This is a genomic window from Burkholderia sp. Ac-20365, from assembly GCF_017104715.1.
Taxonomy (GTDB): Bacteria; Pseudomonadota; Gammaproteobacteria; order Burkholderiales; family Burkholderiaceae; genus Paraburkholderia.
In genome coordinates this window covers 13,837-35,586 of the sequence record NZ_JAAGPI010000048.1, presented here as the reverse complement: position 1 = coordinate 35,586, position 21,750 = coordinate 13,837, and the positions used below count along the sequence as shown (strand labels likewise).

Genomic DNA, 21,750 nt, shown 5'->3' with positions numbered 1-21,750 from the left:
AAAAAGTTCAGTGACTCCAGAAAAACGGTCCATCCTGACGACACGATAAACGAAAAAAGCCGTTCACGTTGCCATGAACGGCTTTTTTTCAAAAAACCGGGAAGCCGATCAATTCGAACCCGCGACCTTCGGTGCGTCTTCGTAGATCAGTAGCGGCTTTCCGTCACCATCAATAACATTGTCGTCAATAATGACTTTGCTGACGCCCTTCATGGCCGGCAGCTCGTACATTACGTCGAGCAATGCCTGTTCCAGGATGGAGCGCAAGCCGCGTGCGCCCGTCTTGCGACGGATCGCCTTACGGGCGATAGCTTGCAGCGCAGCCGGACGGATCTCCAGCTCGACGCGTTCCATGTTGAACAGCTTGTGATATTGCTTGATGAGGGCGTTCTTCGGCTCGACCAGAATCTTCATCAGCGCGGCTTCGTCCAGCTTGCCGAGCGTCGCCACGACGGGCAGACGGCCGATCAGTTCTGGAATCAGGCCGAATTTGATGAGATCTTCCGGCTCGGTTTCGCGCAGCACTTCGCCCGCATCACGCTCCTGCTTGCTCTTGACGCTTGCGCCGAAACCGATCCCCGTTTTCTCCGTGCGGTCCACGATCACCTTTTCAAGGCCATCGAACGCGCCGCCGCAGATAAACAGAATATTGGTCGTGTCGACCTGGATGAAATCCTGGTTCGGGTGCTTACGGCCACCTTGCGGCGGCACCGACGCCATCGTGCCTTCGACCAGCTTCAGCAGCGCCTGCTGTACGCCTTCGCCCGACACGTCGCGCGTAATCGACGGGTTGTCCGACTTACGGCTGATCTTGTCGATTTCGTCGATATAGACGATGCCACGCTGCGCCTTGTCGACTTCGTAATTGCAGTTCTGCAGCAGCTTCTGAATGATGTTCTCGACGTCTTCACCGACGTAGCCGGCTTCCGTCAGCGTGGTCGCGTCGGCGATCACGAACGGCACGTTCAGAAGGCGCGCAAGGGTCTGCGCGAGCAGCGTCTTGCCCGAGCCGGTCGGCCCGATCAGCAGGATGTTGCTCTTCGACAGCTCGACGTCGTCCTTCTTGTCGAGATGCTTCAGGCGCTTGTAGTGGTTGTAGACCGCGACGGCGAGAATTTTCTTCGCGCGCTCTTGCCCGATCACGTATTGATCGAGAATATCGCGGATTTCCTGAGGACTCGGCAAATCGGACTTGGACAGGCCCGTTTCCAGACCCGCGCCCGCTGCTTCGTCGCGAATGATTTCGTTGCACAGGTCGATACATTCATCGCAGATGAATACCGACGGGCCAGCAATCAGCTTTTTGACTTCATGCTGGCTTTTGCCGCAAAACGAGCAATACAACAGCTTTTCGCTGTTAGAACCTTTCTTGTCCGCCATAGATGTGTGAGCCTCCGGACACTCGAATGACATGATACGCCGTTTGCCCGCCTCGTTCAGTCCGGGGCGGGACGGATGCGCAAAAGCTGTGACGGCGTTTGCCGCAGGCGTTCAGACGGGTCTTATTATTTCACAAGGTTTTGCGCCGGCGCTCTTCCCCCAATTTGAGGAAAAAGCGCTCCGGATCAGCCATGTTCCAGCGATTGTTTACGGACGCTTGTGCAGCACCTGATCGACCAGGCCATAGGCCTGAGCATCGTCACCCGACATGAAGTTGTCGCGGTCCGTGTCGCGCTGGATGCGCTCTACGGGTTGACCCGTGTGGTGCGACAGCAACTGGTTCAGACGTTCCTTCAGGTACAGGATTTCACGCGCCTGAATTTCGATGTCCGATGCCTGGCCACGTGCGCCGCCCAGCGGCTGGTGAATCATCACGCGTGCGTTCGGCAGCGCAAAACGCTTGCCCTTCGCGCCAGCCGCCAGCAGGAACGCGCCCATGCTGGCCGCAAGGCCCATGCACAGCGTCGAGACGTCCGGCTTGATGAACTGCATCGTGTCGTAGATCGCCATCCCTGCCGACACCGAGCCGCCCGGGCTGTTGATGTAGAAGCTGATGTCCTTGTCCGGATTTTCGCTTTCGAGGAACAGCAACTGTGCGATCACGAGGTTCGCAGTCTGATCGTTCACCTCGCCAACCAGGAACACTACGCGCTCCTTCAACAGGCGCGAGTAGATGTCATAGGAACGTTCACCACGGCCGCTCGTTTCGACGACGATCGGCACGAGGCCGAGCGCCTGCGCTTCGAGATCCCGATCCCGCGACGACTGCGAGGTCAACGTGTCCAGCATTTGAGCGCGAAAGGTCATGCAATGATCCTTGTCAGGAAATGTTCTGATAATCGGTTCTGGACAAGTAGGTGCGGCCGCGCGGTTCTTCAAGAGCAAACACGGCCGACAAGCGCTCTTTTAGCACATTCGGCCGTGCTCATATGCAAAAACGGCGTGCGGGCCGTCGCTTGGACAGCCGGCACGCCGTTACAGCGATGCTATTACGCTTGCGCCGTTGCGCTTGCCAGCTCTTCGAAGCTTACTTCCTTGTCCGTCACCTTCGCCTTGCTCAGGACGAAATCGACGACGTTGGATTCAACGACATACGCTTCCATCTCGGCAAGACGCTGCTGGTTCGAATAATACCAGCGGACGACTTCCTTCGGGTCTTCGTAGCTCTTCGCGAACTCGTCGACTTCAGCGCGGATCTGTTCCGGCTTGGCTTGCAGTTCATTGGCCTTGACCAGCTCGGCCAGCACGAGGCCCAGCTTGACGCGGCGCTCTGCCTGCTCGGCGAACATTTCTGCGGGGATCGGTGCGTCCTTCGCGTTCGGCACGCCACGTTGCGTCAGGTCCTGACGCGCCATTTCGACGAGGCGCTCCTGGTCCTGCTCGATCAGTGCCTTCGGCACGTCGAGTTCGGATATCTTCAGCAGAGCGTCCATCACCTGGTTCTTCACGACAGCCTGCGTGCGGCGCTTCGCTTCGCGCTCGAGGTTGTCGCGGATTTCAGCGCGCATTTTCGTCAGGTCGCCGTCTTCGATACCGAGCGACTTGGCGAATTCACCGTCGATTTCCGGCAGGTGCGGCCATTCGATCTTCTTCATCGTGATGGTGAACTGCGCGGTCTTGCCAGCGACTTCCTTGCCGTGATAGTCCTCGGGGAACGCCAGGTCGAATTCCTTCGACTCGCCAAGCTTCAGGCCCAGCGCTGCCTTTTCGAATTCCGGCAGCATGCGGCCTTCGCCCAGGACAAACGCGAAGTCGTCCGCGCTGCCGCCCTGGAATGCTTCGCCGTCGATCTTGCCGACGAAGTCGACCGTCACGCGGTCGCCGTCTTTCGCTGCCGTGTCGGCGCCGCCGTCACCGTGCTCACCGGCTTCGCCGCGAGCGTGGAAGTGCACGCGCTGCTTGCGCAGGATGTCCAGCGTGCGATCAATTTCAGCGTCGCTGATGGTGGTCTTCGTGCGTTCGATTTCAGCCGTGGCGACGTCGCCCAGCTTCACTTCGGGGTAAACCTCGAAGGTTGCGTCGAATGCGTAGTCGCCTTCGGTTGCGTCCGTCTTCGGGCTAAAGCTCGGCTGGCCAGCGACGCGCAGGTTTTCAGCGCGGCTGATATCGAAGAATTCCTTGCCAACCTTGTCGCTCAGCACTTCGGCTTCCACCTGACCCGCGTACTGCTGCGTCACCATCTTGAGCGGCACCTTGCCGGGGCGGAAACCCGGCATGCGCACGTTCTTCGCGAGTTGACGGATACGCGCGTCCACTTCCTTCTGCACGGTGTCCTTCGGCAGGGAAATCGTTACGCGGCGTTCGAGCTTGCCGAGGTTTTCAACAACGTTAGCCATGGCTTCAATCGTCCTAAAATTATTCGAGCGAATCAGTTATCTTGTGTGCCGCCTGTCGATGTCCGCTTTGCGTCGTGCGTCCGACACTGCGCGTAGCCTTCGCTTATCGCACGGGTCCGCCGCTACGCTTCGCTCACTCACGTGTGACATCGATCGCGCGCCTCTCGCCGCTGGCTGTGAGGCACGCCGGCAGCACAGTTTGGTCAGAGAGCCAAATATTTTAGCAAACTATTTGCGCGGCTAGCCGGATTCGCTGTTTCTCGATTTTTCGGTGCCTGCGATGCGCGATCCTGAACCTTGTGGAGACGTTTCCAACGACGCCAGGATCCCGTCTCGGCGCGCTCCGGCTGTGAATCAAAGTCAATTCTGCCTATACCTTGCGGTATATTCAGTCGCGCGTCGCATGCTGATAAGCTTCTTCACATTCCGATACGCCGGTGCCGCGCGCACGGGCGTTCCGGACGCTTCATCGCATCACGGCCACCACGTCGATGCGTCTTCATACCAATCACCAGAGACATCATGCCGAATACGTCGTCCGCGCCCATCGTCGTCATCGCCCCTGATTCGTTCAAAGGCTCGCTCTCCGCGGAGCAGGTCGCGCAGTCCATCGCGACGGGCATTCTGCGCGCGCGGTCCGACGCGACGATTCGCGTCTGCGCGATGGCCGACGGCGGCGAAGGCACGCTCGACGCCATGCTGACGGGCGGCGGCGAACGCCGCATGCTCACGGTACGCGGCGCGGCGGGCCCCGCGCGCGAAGCGGCAACGGGGCTGCTCGCGGACGGCAGCGCGATCATCGAAACCGCGGAAGTGGTCGGCATCACGGATCCAGTCGGCATGGGCGTACCCGTCGAAAAACGCAGCACACGCGGGATGGGCGAAGCAATTCGAACGCTGCTGGATGCGGGTGTACGGCGCTTCTTCGTGGCGCTCGGCGGCAGCAGCACGAACGATGGCGGCGCCGGCCTGCTGGTCGGTCTCGGGCTCAAGCTGTTCGATGCGCAAGGACATGAGCTCGATGCGACGCCCGAGCAGCTTGCGCAACTCGCACGTGTTGATGCATCGGGCCTCGACGCGCGTCTGCGTGAGACAACTTTCGTCGGCATGTCGGACGTCGACAATCCATTGACAGGCGACCACGGCGCAACGGCCGTTTTCGGTCCGCAGAAAGGCGTGCAGCCTGAGCAGGTCGCGACCGTCGACGCCGCCCTCGCCCGCTTCGCCGACCTCGTCGAACCGGCCATGAACCGTGTCGCGCGCAACCAGCCCGGCGCAGGCGCGGCAGGCGGCCTTGGCTTCGCGTTGCATATGCTGGGCGCCGAATTTGAACCGGGTGCGGAAACGGTCGCGCGGCAGATCGGCCTCGACGCCGCGCTCGAAGGCGCCAACTGGCTCATCACGGGTGAAGGCCGCTCCGACGTGCAGACGTTGCACGGCAAGGCGCCTTTCATCGCTTGCCGCCATGCGCGCGCGGCGGGTGTGCCGGCCACGTTGCTGTCGGGTGCCGTCGACTCATCAGCGCTGCCGAAACTCGCCGAGCATTTCAGCGGATGCTTCTCTCCCGCCCCTGGCCCGATCACACTCGAAGTCGCGATTCGCGACGCCGCCACCTTGCTCGCGAACGAAGCCGAACAGATGACGCGACTCAGGTTTGGCCCGCGTTGACCTTGCGAGCGGATGCGGGAACAATCACATTGCGGGACCGCATCCACTCACAACAGGAAGACCATGAAGGCCTCCGACAAAGCCGGACTCGAACAGTTTCTGACGTATCGTCTGCACGTGCTGAATAAACTTTCCGAGCGGGGCATCAGCGAACGGTATATGGCCAAGCTTGACGTGACGCTTCCCGAAGCGCGCGTGATTGCATCGGTCGGATCGTTCGGGCCATTCTCGATCATGGACCTCGCGCGCCACGCGAACCTCGACAAAAGTCAGGCGAGCCGCGCAGCCGAAGCGTTGATCAGACAAGGCCTCGTGCAACGCGAAGCGAGCGCGGAAGATGGCCGCGTGGTGCTCGTATCGCTGACCACGGAAGGCCGGGCGCTCTACAGAAAGATCATGCCCATCGCGCGCAAGTGGAACACCGATCTGTTCGATTGCCTCGACGATCGCGAGAAGGTCGCGCTCAGCGAAGCACTCGACAAGGTGATCGACAACGCGATCGCACGCAACGCAGAGTAGTCAGGTCAGACGAAGTCCGGGTTGCACACTCAACGGCGCGTGCATCGCGCCGTCGAAATCGCCGTTGCCTAATTCCTTAAACACTCATTCACAAGTTGCCTCGCCGCCCGCTCGAGCGCGTGCCGTCGGCAGGTCTAATCGCGATACGACGGGTCGATCCTCTCGACCTGACGCAGCAATGCATTGAGCACATCGTCTCCCGCGCCATGCCGCGGGTCGAACTGCAGCGAATCGCGCGTGCAGCGCACGGCGATGTCGTCATCGATCATGCGTGCGGCACCAAGCGTCGCCGTGGCCAGTTGAATCTCGCATGCGCGATTGAGCGTCCACAACCGTGCGAAGGCTTGCGCGATCGTTTCGCCGATCGCTAGCAAGCCGTGATTACGCAGGATCAGCAGTCGCCTGTCGCCGAGGTTAGCGACAAGACGCGGCCCTTCATCGGCACGGATGGTGATGCCTTCGAAGTCGTGATACGCGACCATCCCGTGCAGTTGTGCCGAATAGAAATTGTTGTTGACGAGACCCGCCTGCGAACACGCGACGGCAAGGCCTGCCGTCGTATGCGTATGCATCACGCAGTGTGCATCGGGTAACGCGCGATGAATCGCGGCATGCACGACAAAGCCCGCAGGATTCACAGCGTGCGTCGAGCCATCGAGCACGCTCCCGTCGACATCGATCTTCACCAGATTCGACGCGGTCACTTCCGTGTAGTGCAGTCCAAACGGATTGATTAAAAAATGGCTATCCGCGTCGGGCACACGCACGGTGATGTGGTTGTAGATCAGTTCGGTCCAGCCGAGCATCGCGAACACGCGATAGGTGCCTGCGAGCCTGATGCGCATCGCGCGTTCGGCGTCGGTGCATTCGCCGGTCTTCGAGTGTGATCGAACGTCCGTTGCAGACATTGCACTCTCCTCTTCGCGCGCAGCGCTCATGTGAAGGGGCGCGTATCGTGTCAACGCAGGATAGGAGAATCTGGTTGCACGCGCAACCAGATGACGAGCGGCCCTGGCTGGAGCAAAGTCCCCATTTCAACGCGCCAGATGGCGGCGCTCAAGGAAATCGTAAACTCCGCTTGCTACGATCGCGGCTCGCGTTTTTCTCTGACTTCGAGGATCGAAAATGAAGAAGGTTGTTCTGGCACTGGTCGCGGCTGCTGCGGGTTTCATGAGCATTTCGTCGGCGTTCGCCAACCCGCCGCATCATCACGAGTGCCACAAGGTGCGCGTGCATCACCACTGGGAAAAGCGCTGCCACTAAGCAGTTGCAAACCGCCTGCGTGATGGAGCAAGCCCCGCCACTGAGCGGGGTTTTTTGTGCCTGCAGATTTGTGCCTGCAAATCACGAGGCGAAAACATCGCTGCGTAAAACAAAAAACCCCGCGCGTCGATAACGGGCGGGGTTTCTCGTACAGCAATATCAAACAATGGTGCGAGGGAGGGGACTCGAACCCCTACACCCTTGCGGGCGTCAGGACCTAAACCTGGTGCGTCTACCAATTTCGCCACCCTCGCATCCGGGCGCTGCGCCAATACGCATCGCCCGATGTCTCGCCGGCGAACCGACATCGCGACTTCATCGCCATGTCATGTGCGTGGACAAATCTGAACCTGTTGGGACAGACCCGCTACCACCGCGAACATCTGCGCCGGAAATCAATCCAGACGCGGCACCGCCGAAAGCGTAAGCGCGAGATTCTAACCGATAGATCTGCGCTTGTCTGCATCTCTCGAATACTGTCGATGCTACAATTTTCGGTCTCTCGCGCACAGCCGTGCGCGACCGCCTCCCCACAAGCCAATCCCGTGAATTTCGACGAATACTGCCTGCAAAAAGCAGCGCCTCCCGGCTCGAGCACCTACTACGCATTGCGTCAGGCGCCCGCCGCCCGGCAGCCGCTGCTCACCGCGCTGTTCGCGCTGCGCCGCGAGTTCGAAGAAACCGTGAAGGAAACGACCGATCCCGCCGTCGGGCGCACCAAGCTTGCCTGGTGGCAGAAGGAAGCGGCCGCGCTCGCAGCGGGCGAGCCGACGCATCCCGTGTCGCAGGCGCTGGCTGCGCATCTGCCCGATGTGCAGGCCGAGTACCCCGCGCTACAGGCGTTGATCGCCGGCTTCGAGATGGACCTCGACCAGGCGCGCTATCTCGACTATCCGAATCTGCAGCGCTACATGACGGGCGTCGGCGGCAATTTTGCGTCCGTGGTCGCGCGGGCGACGGCTCGCGATCCGTCGCAGGCGGAAAGCTGGGCCGCGCCGCTCGGTGAAGCGTTGATGCTCGCGCAGATCGTCGTCGAACTGGGCAACGACGCGCGCCATGGCCGTATCTATATACCCATCGACGAGATGCAGCGCTACAACGTGACGGCTGCGGATCTGATCAACCGCAAATATACGGACGCGTTCACCGAGCTGATGCGCTTCCAGACGACGCGTGCGCGCGATGCGATCCGCAAGGCGCTCGACGCGCTGCCCGTGGGCGAGCGTCATTCGCAGAGCACGCTGCGCGCACTGGCCGCACTGGCGCTGGCGTTGCTCGACGAAATCGAGCGCGACGGCTATCACGTGCTGCATCAGCGCATTGCACTGACGCCGATCCGCAAGCTGTGGGTCGCGTGGCGCGCCGCACGCAAGCACTGACGCTCACGCGCGCAGCAACGGCAAAGGCTGGATGTCGTCGTGAAGGACGGCTTTGACATCCAGCTTCAGGAACGGACCCAGCACGGTTGCATAGAGCTGCCTGAAGTCGACTGCGACGGGCAGATTGCCATTGTCGTCGAGTCGCGTGAGATCCGGCGCGCGGCCATACAGACCACCCTGCACCGCGCCGCCCATCAGAAAATGCGCGCTCGCGCCGCCATGTTCGGTACCGCGATCGGTATTTTCCTGGACGGACCGGCCAAATTCCGAGTAAGTCACGATGAGCGCGTCGCGCCAGCGCCCGCGCCGCATGAGTTCTGCCCGAAGCGTTGCGCAGCCATCGGCGAGTTGATTCAGCAAGGTGGCATGCCGCATCGGCTGATTGCTGTGTGTGTCGAAGCCGTCGAGCGTCAGGCGGATCGCGCCCGTTGCATGCGGGCGCGCATCGTCGAAGATCGTGCGCAGCGCGGCTTCGATCGAATCGCGAAAGGTCGGCGCACCGGCCAAGGAGTCGAGCCTCGCATTCGTCACCGGACCGCTGATATCCGCATCCGCTTCGTCGGCGTACGAGGCTGCATCGGGATCATCCACACGCTTCCATGCATTGTCGGATGCACTGCGCGTCGCGGCAGACGCGAACGGCCCCGCCTCCGCGCTGCCAAACGACGCCGTCACAACGCTCTGCCCCATCGTCGCCCACTGCCCGACCATTCGGCTTAGCCAGCCGTCGCGCCGATAGACGTTGGCGCATGACCCTGTCTCCCAGATTTCCGCCGAACGAAAATGCGACGCATGCGCATGCGAACAACCGACGCCCTGCACGACAGCCAGTTGTCCATCGCGCCACGACGACATGAGCGGATGCAACGCAGGATGCAAGGCCGTGTGCGCATCGAGCGGCAGCACGCGCTCGCGCGGTATCGCGATGTGACGACGCAGTGCGTAGTAAGTGGAATCGGCGAAAGGAACGACGGTGTTCAGCCCGTCGTTGCCGCCCTTCAGTTCGATCAGGATCAGCAGCTTGCCTGCCGTGTCGCCAACCGTTGCGCCCGCATCCAGTCGCGAGGAAGGTTGCGACGATATGCCGCCGCTCGTATGTGGCGCGGCGAACACGCGCGGGATCGAAAACGAAGCGCTCGCTGCTGCCGCTACCGCCAGAAACTCGCGCCGCTTCATCGATGCCTCGCAAGATCAAAGACTTCGCCGACTGCAACGGCTCGCGTTCAGCCATCGCGACGAAGCGTCAACAGACGATCAAAAGCAGAAGTAAAACGGATGTCAGCGCTTGTACAGTTCGCGAACGGCGTCTTCGATATGCTGACGCAACAGGCGCCGCTCTTCGGGCGTCATATGTCCGTCGCGCCGACGCTGGTCGAGATCAGGCGGCACGGCAGTTGCTCGCATGATCGAGTCGGATGCGGGACGATCCGCGTTGGGATTCTGCGACTGGCGGCCCTGACGCGTATGCGGACGCGAGGGTGGGCGCGTGTCGGTCGTGCGTTCCGTCGAGGAATCGGCATAGGCGGAGACTGGGCTCAACGCGCTCGCGAACACGATCGCAACTGCCACTGCGATCACGCTCAGGCGCATGTTCGGCCAGACCCCTCCCTTCATCTTGTTCCCTTCGTGGCGCGGCAACCGGCAACCTCAGATACGTGTAATGACTCCGGTAATTTGAAACCGGGTGCGAGAGCTTTATTCGAGTGAAGTATCTACCGAACTGGCGCAAACAGTAAAGGAGTGTAAGCGCCAAGGCTTTACGTCGTGCCACAGGCCGGGTAAATTTTGTAACTGACTGTTACGTGATAATTGGTGCAAACGCGCACCCCTTTCTAATCGCGCTAAGATGCCGACCATGGAAACCAAAAACCCTTCGAAAATCCTCGTCGTCGATGACGACCCGCGCCTACGCGATCTGCTGCGCCGTTACCTCGGCGAGCAGGGCTTCAACGTTTATGTGGCCGAGAACGCGCCCTCGATGAACAAGCTGTGGGTGCGTGAACGTTTCGATCTGCTCGTGCTCGATCTGATGCTGCCGGGCGAAGACGGTCTCTCCATCTGCCGGCGTCTGCGTGGCAGCAACGATCGCACGCCGATCATCATGCTCACCGCCAAGGGTGAGGATGTCGATCGCATCGTCGGCCTCGAAATGGGCGCTGACGACTATCTGCCCAAGCCCTTCAATCCGCGCGAGCTGGTCGCGCGCATTCACGCGGTTCTGCGCCGTCAGTCGCCGTCCGAGCTGCCGGGCGCACCGTCGGAAACGTCGGAAGTGTTCGAGTTCGGCGAGTTCGCCTTGAATCTCGCAACGCGCACGCTCACCAAGGCCGGCCAGGAAATCCCGTTGACCACGGGCGAATTCTCGGTGCTCAAGGTGTTCGCGCGTCATCCGCGCCAGCCGCTGTCGCGCGAAAAGCTGATGGAGCTTGCGCGTGGCCGTGAATACGAAGTGTTCGACCGCAGTCTCGATGTGCAGATCTCGCGTCTGCGCAAGCTGATCGAGCCGGATCCGGGCAGCCCGCGCTTCATCCAGACGGTCTGGGGTCTGGGGTATGTGTTCATCCCCGACGGCGCAGCCTGAGATTGCCTGTCCCGTTGTCTCTCTTCAATAAGAAGGCCGCATGCGGATCGACCGGCGCCTCCTGACGCTCGCGTTCGGCGGCCTGTTCTGGCGTACGTTCCTGCTGATCGCGCTTCTCATCGCGGTCAGCCTCGCCGCATGGTTCCAGAGCTTCCGCGTGATCGAGCGCGAGCCGCGCGCGCAACGCGTGGCGCTACAGCTCGTCGCGATCGTCAAGCTCACGCGCACCGCACTCCTCTATTCCGATCCCGATCTGCGGCGCGCACTGCTGCAAGATCTGGAAAGCAATGAAGGCGTGCGCGTGTACCCGCGCGAAACCACCGACAAGTACAAGCTCCAGCCCGACGAATCGCTGAACCGTCTGATCGAGCATGACATTCGCGGGCGTCTCGGCGACGACACGATCATCGCGCAATCGGTGAACGATATTCCCGGTGTGTGGATCAGCTTCAAGATCGACGACGACGATTACTGGGTAGCGCTCGACCGCGATCAACTCGATAGTGTGACGGGCCTGCAATGGGCCGGCTGGGGCATTTTCGCCCTCGCGTTGTCGCTATTCGGTGCGGCGTTCATCACGAGCCTGGTGAACAGACCGTTCGCGCGGCTGGCAATGGCCGCGCGCAAGGTCGGCTCAGGCCAGGCGCCCGAGAAACTGCCCGAGCGCGGCATGGGTGTCGCGGCCGAAACGAACCGAAGCTTCAACCAGATGGTGCAGGATCTCGAGCAGCTCGACGCCGACCGCGCGCTGATGCTCGCGGGCATTTCGCACGATCTGCGTACGCCGCTTGCGCGCCTGCGTCTGGAAACGGAAATGAGTCCGTCCGACCAGGCGACCAAGGACGCGATGATCGACGACATCGAACAGATGGACATGATCATCGGACGCTTCTTGGATTACGCGCGCCCGGTTCAGAGAAATCCCGAGCCCGTCGATCTATCGATCATCGCCGGAGAACTGGCCGCGCGTATGTCGAGCGAAGACGGCATGCGGCTGGTCACGCGGCTGGCGCCCTCTGCTGTGATCGAAGCGGATGAGACGGATATCCGGCGAGTCGTTGGCAATCTGATCGAGAACGCGCGCAAGTATGGTTTGTCCGAATCGGATGGTATCCCGCATGTCATTCTTGAGACGCGGGTGTCGCATTCGCGTGTCGAGCTGTCGGTGGTCGACGAAGGTCCGGGTATTCCGGAAGATCAGCTTTCGCTCGTGACCCGCCCGTTCTATCGCGTCAATTCGGCGCGCACACAAGCCAACGGTACGGGCCTGGGCATGGCGATCGTGCAGCGGCTCGTTGGGCGCTATCGCGGTGCGCTGCGGCTGCGCAATCGGACACCACTGCCGGGCCTCGAAGTCACGATCGAATTCCCTCTCGCCAAAAGCGTCTGACCGGAACGGAAATCTGGCTGATTTATCGGGGCCGCATTTCGAATTGCTGCATTTTTCAGTAATCTTTTCCCCAGTTTCGTGCAAAAACGATCGTTCCAAAATGCGCTATCGACGTATTCGAGAAAATCTATCTACGTCGTTAGATAAAAACTATTGAGACGATTGATTAATAGAGTTATAGTTGGATTCGTGTAACGCGTTCGTTATAGCCAGCCGGTAGCTTAAGCGGGTTGTTTTGAATCTCATTTGCCACTTCTCAAGGAGTCAACGCATGAAAACTGTCGGCGATAAACTCGAAGCCTTCACTGTCACCGCTGCGAAGCCGGGTTTCAACAACCACGAAGAGAACGGCGTGTCGGCGTTCGAAGAAATCACCGAATCGTCGTTCCCGGGCAAGTGGAAGATCATCTATTTCTACCCGAAGGACTTCACGTTCGTTTGCCCGACGGAAATCGTCGAGTTCGGCAAGCTGGCGAAAGACTTCGAAGAGCGTGACGCCGTTCTGCTCGGCGGCAGCGTCGACAACGAATTCGTCAAACTCGCATGGCGCCGTGAGCACAAGGACCTGAACAAGCTGAACCACTACGCGTTCGGCGACGTCAAGGGCGAGCTGATCGACCAGCTCGGCGTGCGCGACAAGGAAGCGGGCGTTGCGCTGCGCGCCACGTTCATCGTCGATCCGGACAACACGATCCAGCACGTTTCGGTGAACAACCTGAACGTCGGCCGTAACCCGGAAGAAGTGCTGCGAATTCTGGACGGTCTGCAAACGGACGAACTGTGCCCGTGCAACCGTGCAGTCGGCGGCGCGACGCTGTAATTACGTGCAGTCGAAAGCCCGCTAAGCTTGAAAAGGCCAGCGGGCTTTTTTATCGGCAATTGGATAGGAGATATCAATGGAATTCATTGCGGCGATTAAAGAACGGATTCCCGATTACGCCAAAGACATTCGCCTGAATCTGGACGGCACGATTGCGCGCTCGTCGCTGGAAGGCAACGATGCCGTCGGCGTCGCGCTAGCGGCCGCATTCGCGGCAAAGAGTCCGGCGATCATCACCGCGATCCGCGAAGCAGGCGTGCTGTCGCCGGAAGAAGTCAACGGCGCGCTGACGGCGGCTGCGTTGATGGGCATGAACAACGTCTGGTATCCGTATCTCGATATGGCGGATAGCGCCGATCTGAAGTCGCAGCCCGCGGGCTTGCGGATGAACGCTTACGCGTCGCACGGCGGCGTCGACAAGCGACGCTTCGAAATGTATGCGCTTTCGGCATCGATCATCGGCAAGTGCCCTCACTGCGTGAAGTCGCACTTCGAGACGCTCGTCGCGGAAGGCATGAGTTCGACGCAACTGCGCGACGTCGGCCGTATTGCCGCTGTCGTGAATGCGGCTGCGCAAGTGATCGTGGCTGAAGGCAAATAAGCCGCACCGGTTTCGCCCATGCCGACGAAACGCCACGCCTATGCGTGGCGTTTTGCTTTCCTGACGCCCTAGTTAGCGGGCTTGCGTTTGTACACGCAGACGTCGCGCAGGCAGGCGGCGTGCGATGGCAGCCTCGAAAGGCTTCTTCAGTTCAAGCAGGCGCTTTTCGATCAGATGCCACGACAGATGCGCGAGCAGCACGGCGAGTGCGAATTGCAGCGTAAGCGCGAAGAGCGTGTGCATCCATGCCGGCGCGTGCCGCCACATGAACCACGCGGGAGCGAAGCCGAGTTTCGACGGAATCAGATTGTGGAACAGATAGAAGCCGTAGCTGATCGTGCCCAGGTAGTCGAGCGGCTTGAGTTCGAGCACCGACACGATCGCGCTGCGCGGCCGGTTGACGATCCACGCGAACAGCACGCATAGCGAGAGCGCAAGCCCTATGTCGGTCCATGCAGCGCCGACATTCCGCAACGGCAAAGCCCACTCGCCCCACAGTGGTTGCGTCGCGAATACCAGCACGCCGAGCGCGCCGGCCACACCTGTTTCCGGACGCGCGGCCGCGTGCGCCATCGCACCCTCCTGCACCATCACGCCGCAGAGTCCACCAAGCGCGAGCAGCGCGAAGTTCAACGGCGAGCATGCGTAGATCAGCGGCTCGCTGGCGTTGGCAGCATGCATCGACAGATGGCCGACCACACCCGCGAGCACCACGATCATGCAGATTCGCAGATGCCGCGACGCAGCCGTCAGCACCAGCAAAAACGGCGCAAGCAGATAGAACTGCTGCTCGAGCGCCAGACTCCAGAAATGCGACACCGTGCCCGGCCAGCCGTCCTTCACCACACCGATCCAGTAATCGGACAGAAACGCGACATGCCACGCGAGCCCGAGATCGACATCGCGCTGATAGAACAGCGCGTGCGCGATCGTCAGCGCGAGCAGCAGCAGATAGTAGATCGGGAAAATGCGCAACGCGCGCTTCATGAAGAACACGCACATCACGGCTTTCCGGCGGGCGCTGCCTGCTTCGATGCGCAGGCGGTTGCGATGCAGTTCGCCCATGATCAGAAAGCCGCTGATCAGAAAGAAGATCCAGACACCCAGTTTGCCGACGTCAACCGCCTCGACGTGCGCCTTGTGCGACAGAAACACCAGCACGACGGCCAGCGCTCTCATGCCGTTGAGGCCTCGCACATGCGCCTTCGGGTGTCCAGCCTGTTTGACGTGCGTGTTGACCGCCGTCGTTGTCCGTCCGCTTGACTTCATGCGGTCCACTTTAAGCGGACAAATATCGACAAAAATGCGCGACGGCGAATTTCGATTTTTTTAATCGACGTTCGCGTACGAAACCGGCAAATGATGCATGTTCACGCGAACTTCGACGCGCGGATCAGGCAAATCTGACCCGCTGCGCAGTCACGCTCAGACGCGCAGCAACAGCGCTGCTGCCTGCGCTTCGATGCCCTCGCCGCGACCGAGATAGCCGAGCTTCTCGTTGGTCTTCGCCTTCACGTTGACACGCTCGATGGGCAGATTCAGGTCTTCGGCAATATTCGCGCGCATCCCGTCGATATGCGGCGCGAGCTTCGGCGCCTGCGCAATCACGGTGCTGTCGACGTTCTGGATCGTGAAGCCCGCCTTTGCGATGCGCGCCGCGCATTCGCGCAGCAGCACGCGACTGTTCGCGCCTTTGAACTCCGTCGCCGTATCCGGGAAATGGCGGCCGATATCGCCGAGCGCGGCCGCACCGAACAGTGCGTCGGTGATCGCATGGAGCAGCACGTCGGCGTCAGAATGGCCGAGCAGCCCGCGCTCATACGGAATCGTCACACCGCCGATGATGAGCGGGCGTCCCGGCACCAGTGCGTGAACGTCGTAGCCTTGTCCGATTCTCAAATCCATATGCGTGGGGTTCCGTTGTTTCGTGAAAGCGTGAAGATGAATCTTGCTGCGATGTGCGCCCGTCAGCCCGCCGTGCCGCGCGTGAGGATCGCTTCGGCCAGATCGAAGTCTTCCGGATACGTGACCTTGAAGTTGCGCAAGCTGCCCTGCACCAGTTTCGGCGCGTGGCCCGACCATTCGATCGCGCTCGCTTCGTCGGTGAGATCGTGGCCGTCGCTTTGCGCGCGCAGGATCGCTTCGCGCAACATGCCGATGCGGAACATCTGCGGCGTCTGCGCCTGCCACAGGCCGTCGCGCGGTTCGGTATGGTCGATGCGGTTGTCGGTGTTGGGCGCTACGCGCTTGAGGGTATCCGCGACGGGCAGCGCCATGATGCCGCCCACGGCATCGTCCTTCAGCGCGCCGACCAGCGTGCGGATCAGTGCGGGCGTGATGCCGGGCCGCGCGGCGTCGTGCACCAGCACCCAGTCGTCATCGTGCGCGCCGAATCCGGCCAGCGCGTGCAGCCCGTTCAGCACGGAAGCCTGCCGCGACGCTCCGCCACAGCGCTGCACCGCAAAGCGCAAGCCGGCAAAACGGCGCGCGTCGAAGTGCTGGTCGTCCGGCGCGATCACGACGAGCGTCTGCGCGAATTCGCTGCAGGCGTCGAACGCGGCGAGCGAATAATGCAGCATGTCGCGTCCCGCGACGGTTCGATACTGCTTGGGCATCGGCGCGCCCGAACGGCTGCCGGTGCCGGCGCAGGGAATCAGTGCAAAGAGGCGGGAAGTCACGGACAAGACGCGTTGCAGGTGAAAGTGAAGGACGGATTTTATAATAGGTCTTCGGCACGCATGCCCCGGCACGCGTAAACTTGCCGCTCGCGCACCGCCAGCGACGCGCCCGCGAGGCGTCCGCTGGGGGTTTCCATTGGCCGCGTGCCTGTCGCGCCGCCGGTTGCCCGTGCGCGTTGTTGCAGTCGATCGTTGCTCCGTCGTTCATTGGCGTCATGAGTGGCGCCATGAGTGGCGTCATCATTCGCGTCACCCAAAGGCCGTTTCCCTTTTATGCCCGACATCGCCGCATCCACGCAGTCTTCCTCTTCAACGCCCGTCGCGCTGGTCAAGGCTGGCCAGCGTTTCGTGTTCGACGGCACGCACGGTTCGTCCGATGCGCTGCTGATCGCGCGCTATCACCTCGCGCACAAGGCGCAGATGCCGCTGCTCGCCGTGGTTTGCGCGAGCGCGGTCGATGCGCAGCGGCTCACGCAGGAACTGGCGTTCTTCGCGCCGGAAGCACGGGTGCGCCTGCTGCCCGACTGGGAAACGCTGCCATACGATTCGTTCTCGCCGCACCAGGATCTCGTGTCCGAGCGGCTCGCCACGCTGCACGATCTGGGCGAAGGCCGCTGCGACATCCTGCTGGTGCCCGCGACGACGGCGCTGTACCGGATGCCGCCCGCGTCGTTCATGGCGGCTTATACGTTTTCGTTTTCGCAGGGCGCGCGTCTCGACGAGGCCAAGCTGAAGGCGCAATTGACGCTGGCGGGCTACGAACACGTGAGTCAGGTGGTGCGTCCCGGCGAATACTGCGTGCGCGGCTCCCTGATCGACCTGTTCCCGATGGGTTCGCCGCTGCCGTACCGGATCGACCTGTTCGACGACCAGGTCGATTCGATCCGCGCGTTCGATCCCGATTCGCAGCGCAGCCTGTATCCCGTGAAGGACGTGCGCCTGTTGCCCGGCCGCGAGTTTCCGTTCGATGAAGCCGCCCGCACCGCATTTCGCAGCCGCTGGCGCGAAGTGTTCGAGGGCGACCCGAGCCGCGCGTCGATCTACAAGGACATCGGCAACGGCGTGCCGTCGGCGGGTATCGAATACTACTTGCCGCTGTTTTTCGAAGAGACGGCGACGCTCTTTCACTACTTGCCGGAAAACGCGCAACTCGTTTTCGTCGGCGACCTGGACGCGGCGATCCGCCGCTTTACGGCGGATACCAAACAGCGCCACGGCTTCCTGTCGCACGATCGCGACCGGCCGATTCTCGAACCGAAGCGCCTGTTCCTGTCGGACGAAGATTTCTACACGTTTGCCAAGCCGTTCGCGCGGCTTTCGCTGCCGGGTAATGCGGGCGGCGGCTGGGCCGTGCCGCTGCCGAATCTCGCCATTGACCGCCACGCCGACGATCCCGTCGCCGCCTTGCGTGCGTGGCTCGCGACGACGCCTAACCGCGTGCTGTTCGCGGCGGAATCGGCGGGCCGGCGCGAGACGATCGCGCAGCTGCTCGCCGACAACGCGTTGCGCCCCGCTTCCGCCGACAGCTACGCCGACTGGCTAACCTCCGACGCGCGCTTCGCGCTCGGCGTCGCGCCGCTCGCCAACGGCTTCGCGATTCCCGCCGAAGGCGTCGCGATTCTCACCGAGACGGAACTATACGGCCCGCTCGCGCGCCGCGCGGGCCGACGTCGCCAGGAACAGGCGAGCAACGTCGATTCGATGGTGCGCGACCTTTCCGAACTGAAGGTCGGCGACCCGGTCGTGCATTCGCAGCACGGCATCGGCCGCTATATGGGCCTCGTGACGATGGATCTCGGCGAAGGCGAAACCGAGTTCCTGCACCTCGAATACCAGGGCGACAGCAAGCTCTACGTGCCCGTCGCGCAGTTACACGTCATTTCCCGCTACAGTGGCGCCGATCCCGAAAGCGCGCCGCTGCACGCGCTCGGCTCGGGCCAGTGGGAAAAGGCCAAGCGCAAGGCGGCGCAGCAGATCCGCGACACCGCCGCCGAACTGCTCAACCTGTACGCACGTCGCGCCGCGCGCGAAGGTCACGCGTTCCCGCTCGAACCGCGCGACTACGTGAAGTTCGCCGAGAGCTTCGGCTTCGAGGAAACGCCCGACCAGGCGGCCGCGATTGCCGCCGTGATCGGCGACATGACGAGCGGCAAGCCGATGGACCGGCTGGTTTGCGGCGACGTCGGCTTCGGCAAGACGGAAGTGGCATTGCGCGCGGCCTTTATCGCGGTGATGGGCGGCAAGCAGGTCGCCCTGCTCTCGCCGACCACGCTGCTCGCCGAACAGCACACCCAGACCTTCACCGACCGATTCTCCGACTGGCCGGTGCGTATCGCGGAACTCTCGCGCTTCAAGACGGGCAAGGAAGTCAGCGCGTCGATCCAGCAGATCAACGAAGGCAGCGTCGATATCGTGATCGGCACGCACAAGCTGCTGTCGTCGGATGTGCAGTTCAAGCGGCTGGGGCTCGTGATCATCGACGAGGAACACCGTTTCGGCGTGCGCCAGAAGGAAGCGTTGAAGGCGCTGCGTGCCGAAGTCGACGTGCTCACGCTCACCGCGACGCCGATTCCGCGTACGCTCGGCATGGCGCTGGAAGGCTTGCGCGATTTTTCGGTGATCGCCACCGCGCCGCAAAAGCGCCTCGCGATCAAGACCTTCGTGCGACGCGAGGAAGACGGCGTGATTCGCGAAGCGATGCTGCGCGAACTGAAGCGCGGCGGCCAGGTGTACTTCCTGCACAACGAAGTCGAAACCATCGAAAACCGTCGGCAGATGCTCGAAGCGCTCGTGCCCGAAGCGCGCATTGCCGTCGCGCACGGCCAGATGCACGAGCGCGAGCTGGAGCGCGTGATGCGCGATTTCGTCGCGCAGCGCGCCAACGTGCTGCTGTGCACGACGATTATCGAAACGGGTATCGACGTGCCGAGCGCGAACACGATCCTGATTCACCGCTCGGACAAGTTCGGTCTCGCGCAGCTGCACCAGTTGCGCGGGCGCGTCGGGCGTTCGCATCACCAGGCGTATTCGTATCTGCTCGTGCACGATCCGCAAGGCCTGACGAAGCAGGCACAACGCCGGCTCGAAGCCATTCAGCAGATGGAAGAACTGGGCGCCGGCTTCTATCTGGCGATGCACGACCTCGAAATTCGCGGCACGGGTGAAGTGCTCGGCGACAAGCAATCGGGCGAGATTCACGAGATCGGCTTCCAGCTTTACACCGACATGCTGAACGACGCCGTGAAGGCGCTGAAGAACGGCAAGGAGCCCGATCTCACCGCGCCGCTCGCCGCGACGACGGAGATCAACCTGCACACACCCGCGATCCTGCCGGCCGACTATTGCGGCGACGTGCAGGAGCGTCTGTCGCTCTACAAGCGCCTCGCGAACTGCGAGCACAACGATTCGATCGACGGCATTCAGGAAGAACTGATCGACCGCTTCGGCAAGATGCCGCCGCAGGCGCACGCGCTCGTCGAGACGCACCGCTTGCGCCTCGCCGCGAAGCCGCTCGGTATTTCGAAGATCGATGCGGGCGAAGCGGTGATCGGCCTGCAGTTCATTCCGAATCCGCCTATCGACGCCATGCGCATCATCGAAATGGTTCAGAAGCACAAGCACATCAAGCTTGCGGGCCAGGACAAGCTGCGTATCGAAAGCCGTAGTCCCGACTTCACGGTGCGGGTCGCGACCGTGAAGGAAACGCTGCGCGCGCTCGGCGCACCGACCAAGGGCGCGGCGGACCGGCGCGTCGCGTCGTAACGCCGTCACATGACGGGCGCTGTCGATACGGCTTCGATCGTCGATCTGTTGACGGCGCTCGTACGCGTGCCGAGCCGCGGCGGCATCGATGCGCGTGCCCCGGTGCTCGAGTGTGTCGAAACGTGGTTCGACGCGCATCAGGTGCGTACGCGCCGGCTCGTTTCCGCCGATGGCGATCCGCTCGCCCTTCACGCGCAAATTCGGGGCAACGGCGGCGGGCCGCACTATCTGCTTAACGCGACGCTCGACACCGCGAGTTTCGGCGATGAATCGACGTGGACGTATCCGCCTTTGAGCGCGCACATTGCCGACGGTTGGCTTCATGGACGCGGCAGCGGCGACAGCAAGGCGGCCGTCGCGATCTTCGCGCATCTGGCTGCGGCATTCGCGCAACGTGTCGATGCGCTTGTTGGCACGCTGAGCGTCCTGTTCGATCTCGACGAACATACGGGCCGCTTCGGCGGCGCCCGCGCCTTTTTCGACGCACCCGATGCGCCCAGACCTGACGGCGTGTTCATCGGCTATCCGGGCATCGACAGGATCGTGGTCGGCGCGCGCGGGTTCCTTCGGGCTCAGTTGGTCGTGCGCGGTATCGCGGCGCATTCCGGCGCGAGCACTACGCGCGGACTCAATGCGGCGATTCGCGGCGCGCATCTCGCGGCGGCGTTGAATGACACCACGCTACCCGTCGATCCCACGTTCGGCCGCCCCGCGCAACTGACCGTGACGGGCATCCGCGCGGGCGACGGCACGTTCACCAGCGTGCCGGATCGTTGCGAACTCAACCTCGATTGCCGACTCACGCCGGCCTTTGGCGCAAATGAAGCGCGGCGCCTGATCGAGCGGATCGTGCGCGATCACGACGCGCAGTACGATGCGTCGCTCGCGACGTCGATCGAATGGATTGCGGGCTGGCCTGCGTATCGCGTGCCGGATTCGCATCCGATGGCGAGCGCGCTGCAGCGCGCGGCGCACGACGAATTGTCAGAGAACGTGCCGCTGGCCGTCGCGGGACCGTCGAATATCGGCAATTACCTCGCATCGCTCGGCGTGCCCGCGTTGTGTGGCTTCGGCGTGCGATGCGAAGGCATCCATGCCGCCGACGAGCGCATCGAGCTTGCCAGCATCGCGCCCGTCTATCGCACCTACGAACGCGCGTTGCTCACGCTGCTTGCCGCCCAATAATCGTCGGCCTTAGCACATTCATCACGTAAGCAACCGATTGCTGCATCGCGCAAACGCCCGCCCATCAAGCACTCGGGCTTTATGAGCTTTGGCTAATTAAGCGTTTTTTGGGTATCATCAAAAGACAC

19 protein-coding genes and 1 tRNA gene are annotated in these 21,750 nt (G+C 62.0%); 10 read left to right on the top strand and 10 right to left on the bottom strand.

The genetic code is table 11. The features are described from left to right. Positions 1-108: 108 nt before the first annotated feature. From clpX to tig, 3 genes are all read right to left on the bottom strand, one after another. Entirely contained in the window at positions 109-1,380 is a 1,272-nt protein-coding gene (gene clpX / locus G3O01_RS40090; protein ID WP_205813019.1) for an ATP-dependent Clp protease ATP-binding subunit ClpX, read from the bottom strand. Positions 1,381-1,587: 207 nt separating this feature from the next. Further along, positions 1,588-2,247, bottom strand: coding sequence for an ATP-dependent Clp endopeptidase proteolytic subunit ClpP (clpP, locus tag G3O01_RS40085; RefSeq protein ID WP_007585897.1), 660 nt, complete (start codon positions 2,245-2,247; stop codon positions 1,588-1,590). 182 nt (positions 2,248-2,429) lie between these two features. Beyond that, a complete protein-coding gene (tig, locus tag G3O01_RS40080) occupies positions 2,430-3,776 on the bottom strand; it encodes a trigger factor (RefSeq protein WP_205813018.1) in 1,347 nt (448 codons plus the stop codon). Positions 3,777-4,298: 522 nt separating this feature from the next. On the opposite strand from tig, the gene G3O01_RS40075 reads away from it, so the two are divergent. Both G3O01_RS40075 and G3O01_RS40070 read left to right on the top strand, forming a co-directional pair. Then, the gene (locus G3O01_RS40075) at positions 4,299-5,444 is read left to right on the top strand and encodes a glycerate kinase (protein ID WP_205813017.1); all 1,146 of its coding nucleotides are present in this window, start codon (positions 4,299-4,301) and stop codon (positions 5,442-5,444) included. Positions 5,445-5,507: 63 nt separating this feature from the next. Next, positions 5,508-5,963, top strand: a complete 456-nt coding sequence (locus G3O01_RS40070; protein ID WP_205813016.1) for a MarR family transcriptional regulator — start codon at positions 5,508-5,510, stop codon at positions 5,961-5,963. A gap of 134 nt (positions 5,964-6,097) precedes the next feature. On the opposite strand, the gene G3O01_RS40065 is transcribed toward G3O01_RS40070, so the two are convergent. Further along, positions 6,098-6,871, bottom strand: a complete 774-nt coding sequence (locus G3O01_RS40065; RefSeq protein ID WP_205813015.1) for a class II aldolase/adducin family protein — start codon at positions 6,869-6,871, stop codon at positions 6,098-6,100. Positions 6,872-7,088: 217 nt separating this feature from the next. Here G3O01_RS40065 and G3O01_RS40060 point away from each other — a divergent pair, with 217 nt between their 5' ends. Next, positions 7,089-7,226 carry a hypothetical protein gene (locus G3O01_RS40060; protein WP_205813014.1) on the top strand — a complete coding sequence of 46 codons (138 nt, stop codon included), beginning with the start codon at positions 7,089-7,091 and terminating at the stop codon, positions 7,224-7,226. A gap of 167 nt (positions 7,227-7,393) precedes the next feature. Here the strand turns inward: G3O01_RS40060 and G3O01_RS40055 are convergent. Next, a tRNA-Leu gene (locus tag G3O01_RS40055) sits at positions 7,394-7,480 on the bottom strand. 291 nt (positions 7,481-7,771) lie between these two features. On the opposite strand from G3O01_RS40055, the gene G3O01_RS40050 reads away from it, so the two are divergent. Then, the gene (locus tag G3O01_RS40050; protein ID WP_205813013.1) at positions 7,772-8,605 is read left to right on the top strand and encodes a squalene/phytoene synthase family protein; all 834 of its coding nucleotides are present in this window, start codon (positions 7,772-7,774) and stop codon (positions 8,603-8,605) included. A gap of 3 nt (positions 8,606-8,608) precedes the next feature. Here the strand turns inward: G3O01_RS40050 and G3O01_RS40045 are convergent, their stop codons facing one another. After that, a complete protein-coding gene (locus G3O01_RS40045) occupies positions 8,609-9,781 on the bottom strand; it encodes a DUF1501 domain-containing protein (RefSeq protein ID WP_205813012.1) in 1,173 nt (390 codons plus the stop codon). 102 nt (positions 9,782-9,883) lie between these two features. Further along, positions 9,884-10,219 (bottom strand): hypothetical protein, encoded by a 336-nt coding sequence (locus G3O01_RS40040; protein WP_205813011.1) that lies wholly within the window; start codon positions 10,217-10,219, stop codon positions 9,884-9,886. Between the two features lie 241 nt (positions 10,220-10,460). Here G3O01_RS40040 and ompR point away from each other — a divergent pair, with 241 nt between their 5' ends. The 4 genes from ompR to G3O01_RS40020 all read left to right on the top strand — a co-directional run bounded on the left by ompR (position 10,461) and on the right by G3O01_RS40020 (position 13,997). After that, positions 10,461-11,186: a two-component system response regulator OmpR gene (gene ompR, locus G3O01_RS40035; protein WP_035539351.1), complete on the top strand. Its 726-nt coding sequence runs from the start codon at positions 10,461-10,463 to the stop codon at positions 11,184-11,186. Positions 11,187-11,226: 40 nt separating this feature from the next. Continuing rightward, complete coding sequence (locus G3O01_RS40030) at positions 11,227-12,576, top strand: ATP-binding protein (RefSeq protein WP_205813010.1); 1,350 nt, start codon at positions 11,227-11,229, stop codon at positions 12,574-12,576. Positions 12,577-12,847: 271 nt separating this feature from the next. Beyond that, on the top strand, positions 12,848-13,396 hold the full coding sequence (locus G3O01_RS40025; RefSeq protein ID WP_205813009.1) for a peroxiredoxin: 549 nt from the start codon (positions 12,848-12,850) through the stop codon (positions 13,394-13,396). A gap of 76 nt (positions 13,397-13,472) precedes the next feature. Further along, positions 13,473-13,997 carry a carboxymuconolactone decarboxylase family protein gene (locus G3O01_RS40020; RefSeq protein WP_205813008.1) on the top strand — a complete coding sequence of 175 codons (525 nt, stop codon included), beginning with the start codon at positions 13,473-13,475 and terminating at the stop codon, positions 13,995-13,997. A 72-nt stretch (positions 13,998-14,069) separates the two neighbouring features. Here the strand turns inward: G3O01_RS40020 and G3O01_RS40015 are convergent, their stop codons facing one another. The 3 genes from G3O01_RS40015 to ispD all read right to left on the bottom strand — a co-directional run bounded on the left by G3O01_RS40015 (position 14,070) and on the right by ispD (position 16,675). Beyond that, positions 14,070-15,266, bottom strand: a complete 1,197-nt coding sequence (locus G3O01_RS40015) for an acyltransferase (RefSeq protein ID WP_205813007.1) — start codon at positions 15,264-15,266, stop codon at positions 14,070-14,072. 156 nt (positions 15,267-15,422) lie between these two features. Continuing rightward, positions 15,423-15,902, bottom strand: a complete 480-nt coding sequence (ispF, locus tag G3O01_RS40010; RefSeq protein WP_205813006.1) for a 2-C-methyl-D-erythritol 2,4-cyclodiphosphate synthase — start codon at positions 15,900-15,902, stop codon at positions 15,423-15,425. A gap of 62 nt (positions 15,903-15,964) precedes the next feature. Next, entirely contained in the window at positions 15,965-16,675 is a 711-nt protein-coding gene (gene ispD / locus G3O01_RS40005; protein WP_205813005.1) for a 2-C-methyl-D-erythritol 4-phosphate cytidylyltransferase, read from the bottom strand. A 273-nt stretch (positions 16,676-16,948) separates the two neighbouring features. Here ispD and mfd point away from each other — a divergent pair, with 273 nt between their 5' ends. Both mfd and G3O01_RS39995 read left to right on the top strand, forming a co-directional pair. Next, positions 16,949-20,437, top strand: coding sequence for a transcription-repair coupling factor (gene mfd, locus G3O01_RS40000; RefSeq protein ID WP_205813004.1), 3,489 nt, complete (start codon positions 16,949-16,951; stop codon positions 20,435-20,437). Positions 20,438-20,446: 9 nt separating this feature from the next. Further along, positions 20,447-21,622 (top strand): M20 family metallopeptidase, encoded by a 1,176-nt coding sequence (locus G3O01_RS39995; protein WP_205813003.1) that lies wholly within the window; start codon positions 20,447-20,449, stop codon positions 21,620-21,622. Positions 21,623-21,750: the final 128 nt, after the last annotated feature.

What these genes read in the sequence shown, in the direction of transcription:
- G3O01_RS39995 (WP_205813003.1), top strand. Translation starts at nt 20,447, where the DNA reads ATGACGGGCGCTGTCGATACGGCTTCGATCGTCGATCTGTTGACGGCG.
- clpP (WP_007585897.1), bottom strand. Translation starts at nt 2,247, where the DNA reads ATGACCTTTCGCGCTCAAATGCTGGACACGTTGACCTCGCAGTCGTCG.
- clpX (WP_205813019.1), bottom strand. Translation starts at nt 1,380, where the DNA reads ATGGCGGACAAGAAAGGTTCTAACAGCGAAAAGCTGTTGTATTGCTCG.
- G3O01_RS40030 (WP_205813010.1), top strand. Translation starts at nt 11,227, where the DNA reads ATGCGGATCGACCGGCGCCTCCTGACGCTCGCGTTCGGCGGCCTGTTC.
- G3O01_RS40065 (WP_205813015.1), bottom strand. Translation starts at nt 6,871, where the DNA reads ATGTCTGCAACGGACGTTCGATCACACTCGAAGACCGGCGAATGCACC.
- G3O01_RS40040 (WP_205813011.1), bottom strand. Translation starts at nt 10,219, where the DNA reads ATGAAGGGAGGGGTCTGGCCGAACATGCGCCTGAGCGTGATCGCAGTG.
- G3O01_RS40015 (WP_205813007.1), bottom strand. Translation starts at nt 15,266, where the DNA reads ATGAAGTCAAGCGGACGGACAACGACGGCGGTCAACACGCACGTCAAA.
- G3O01_RS40025 (WP_205813009.1), top strand. Translation starts at nt 12,848, where the DNA reads ATGAAAACTGTCGGCGATAAACTCGAAGCCTTCACTGTCACCGCTGCG.
- G3O01_RS40075 (WP_205813017.1), top strand. Translation starts at nt 4,299, where the DNA reads ATGCCGAATACGTCGTCCGCGCCCATCGTCGTCATCGCCCCTGATTCG.
- tig (WP_205813018.1), bottom strand. Translation starts at nt 3,776, where the DNA reads ATGGCTAACGTTGTTGAAAACCTCGGCAAGCTCGAACGCCGCGTAACG.
- ompR (WP_035539351.1), top strand. Translation starts at nt 10,461, where the DNA reads ATGGAAACCAAAAACCCTTCGAAAATCCTCGTCGTCGATGACGACCCG.
- G3O01_RS40020 (WP_205813008.1), top strand. Translation starts at nt 13,473, where the DNA reads ATGGAATTCATTGCGGCGATTAAAGAACGGATTCCCGATTACGCCAAA.
- G3O01_RS40070 (WP_205813016.1), top strand. Translation starts at nt 5,508, where the DNA reads ATGAAGGCCTCCGACAAAGCCGGACTCGAACAGTTTCTGACGTATCGT.
- mfd (WP_205813004.1), top strand. Translation starts at nt 16,949, where the DNA reads ATGCCCGACATCGCCGCATCCACGCAGTCTTCCTCTTCAACGCCCGTC.
- G3O01_RS40060 (WP_205813014.1), top strand. Translation starts at nt 7,089, where the DNA reads ATGAAGAAGGTTGTTCTGGCACTGGTCGCGGCTGCTGCGGGTTTCATG.
- G3O01_RS40045 (WP_205813012.1), bottom strand. Translation starts at nt 9,781, where the DNA reads ATGAAGCGGCGCGAGTTTCTGGCGGTAGCGGCAGCAGCGAGCGCTTCG.
- ispF (WP_205813006.1), bottom strand. Translation starts at nt 15,902, where the DNA reads ATGGATTTGAGAATCGGACAAGGCTACGACGTTCACGCACTGGTGCCG.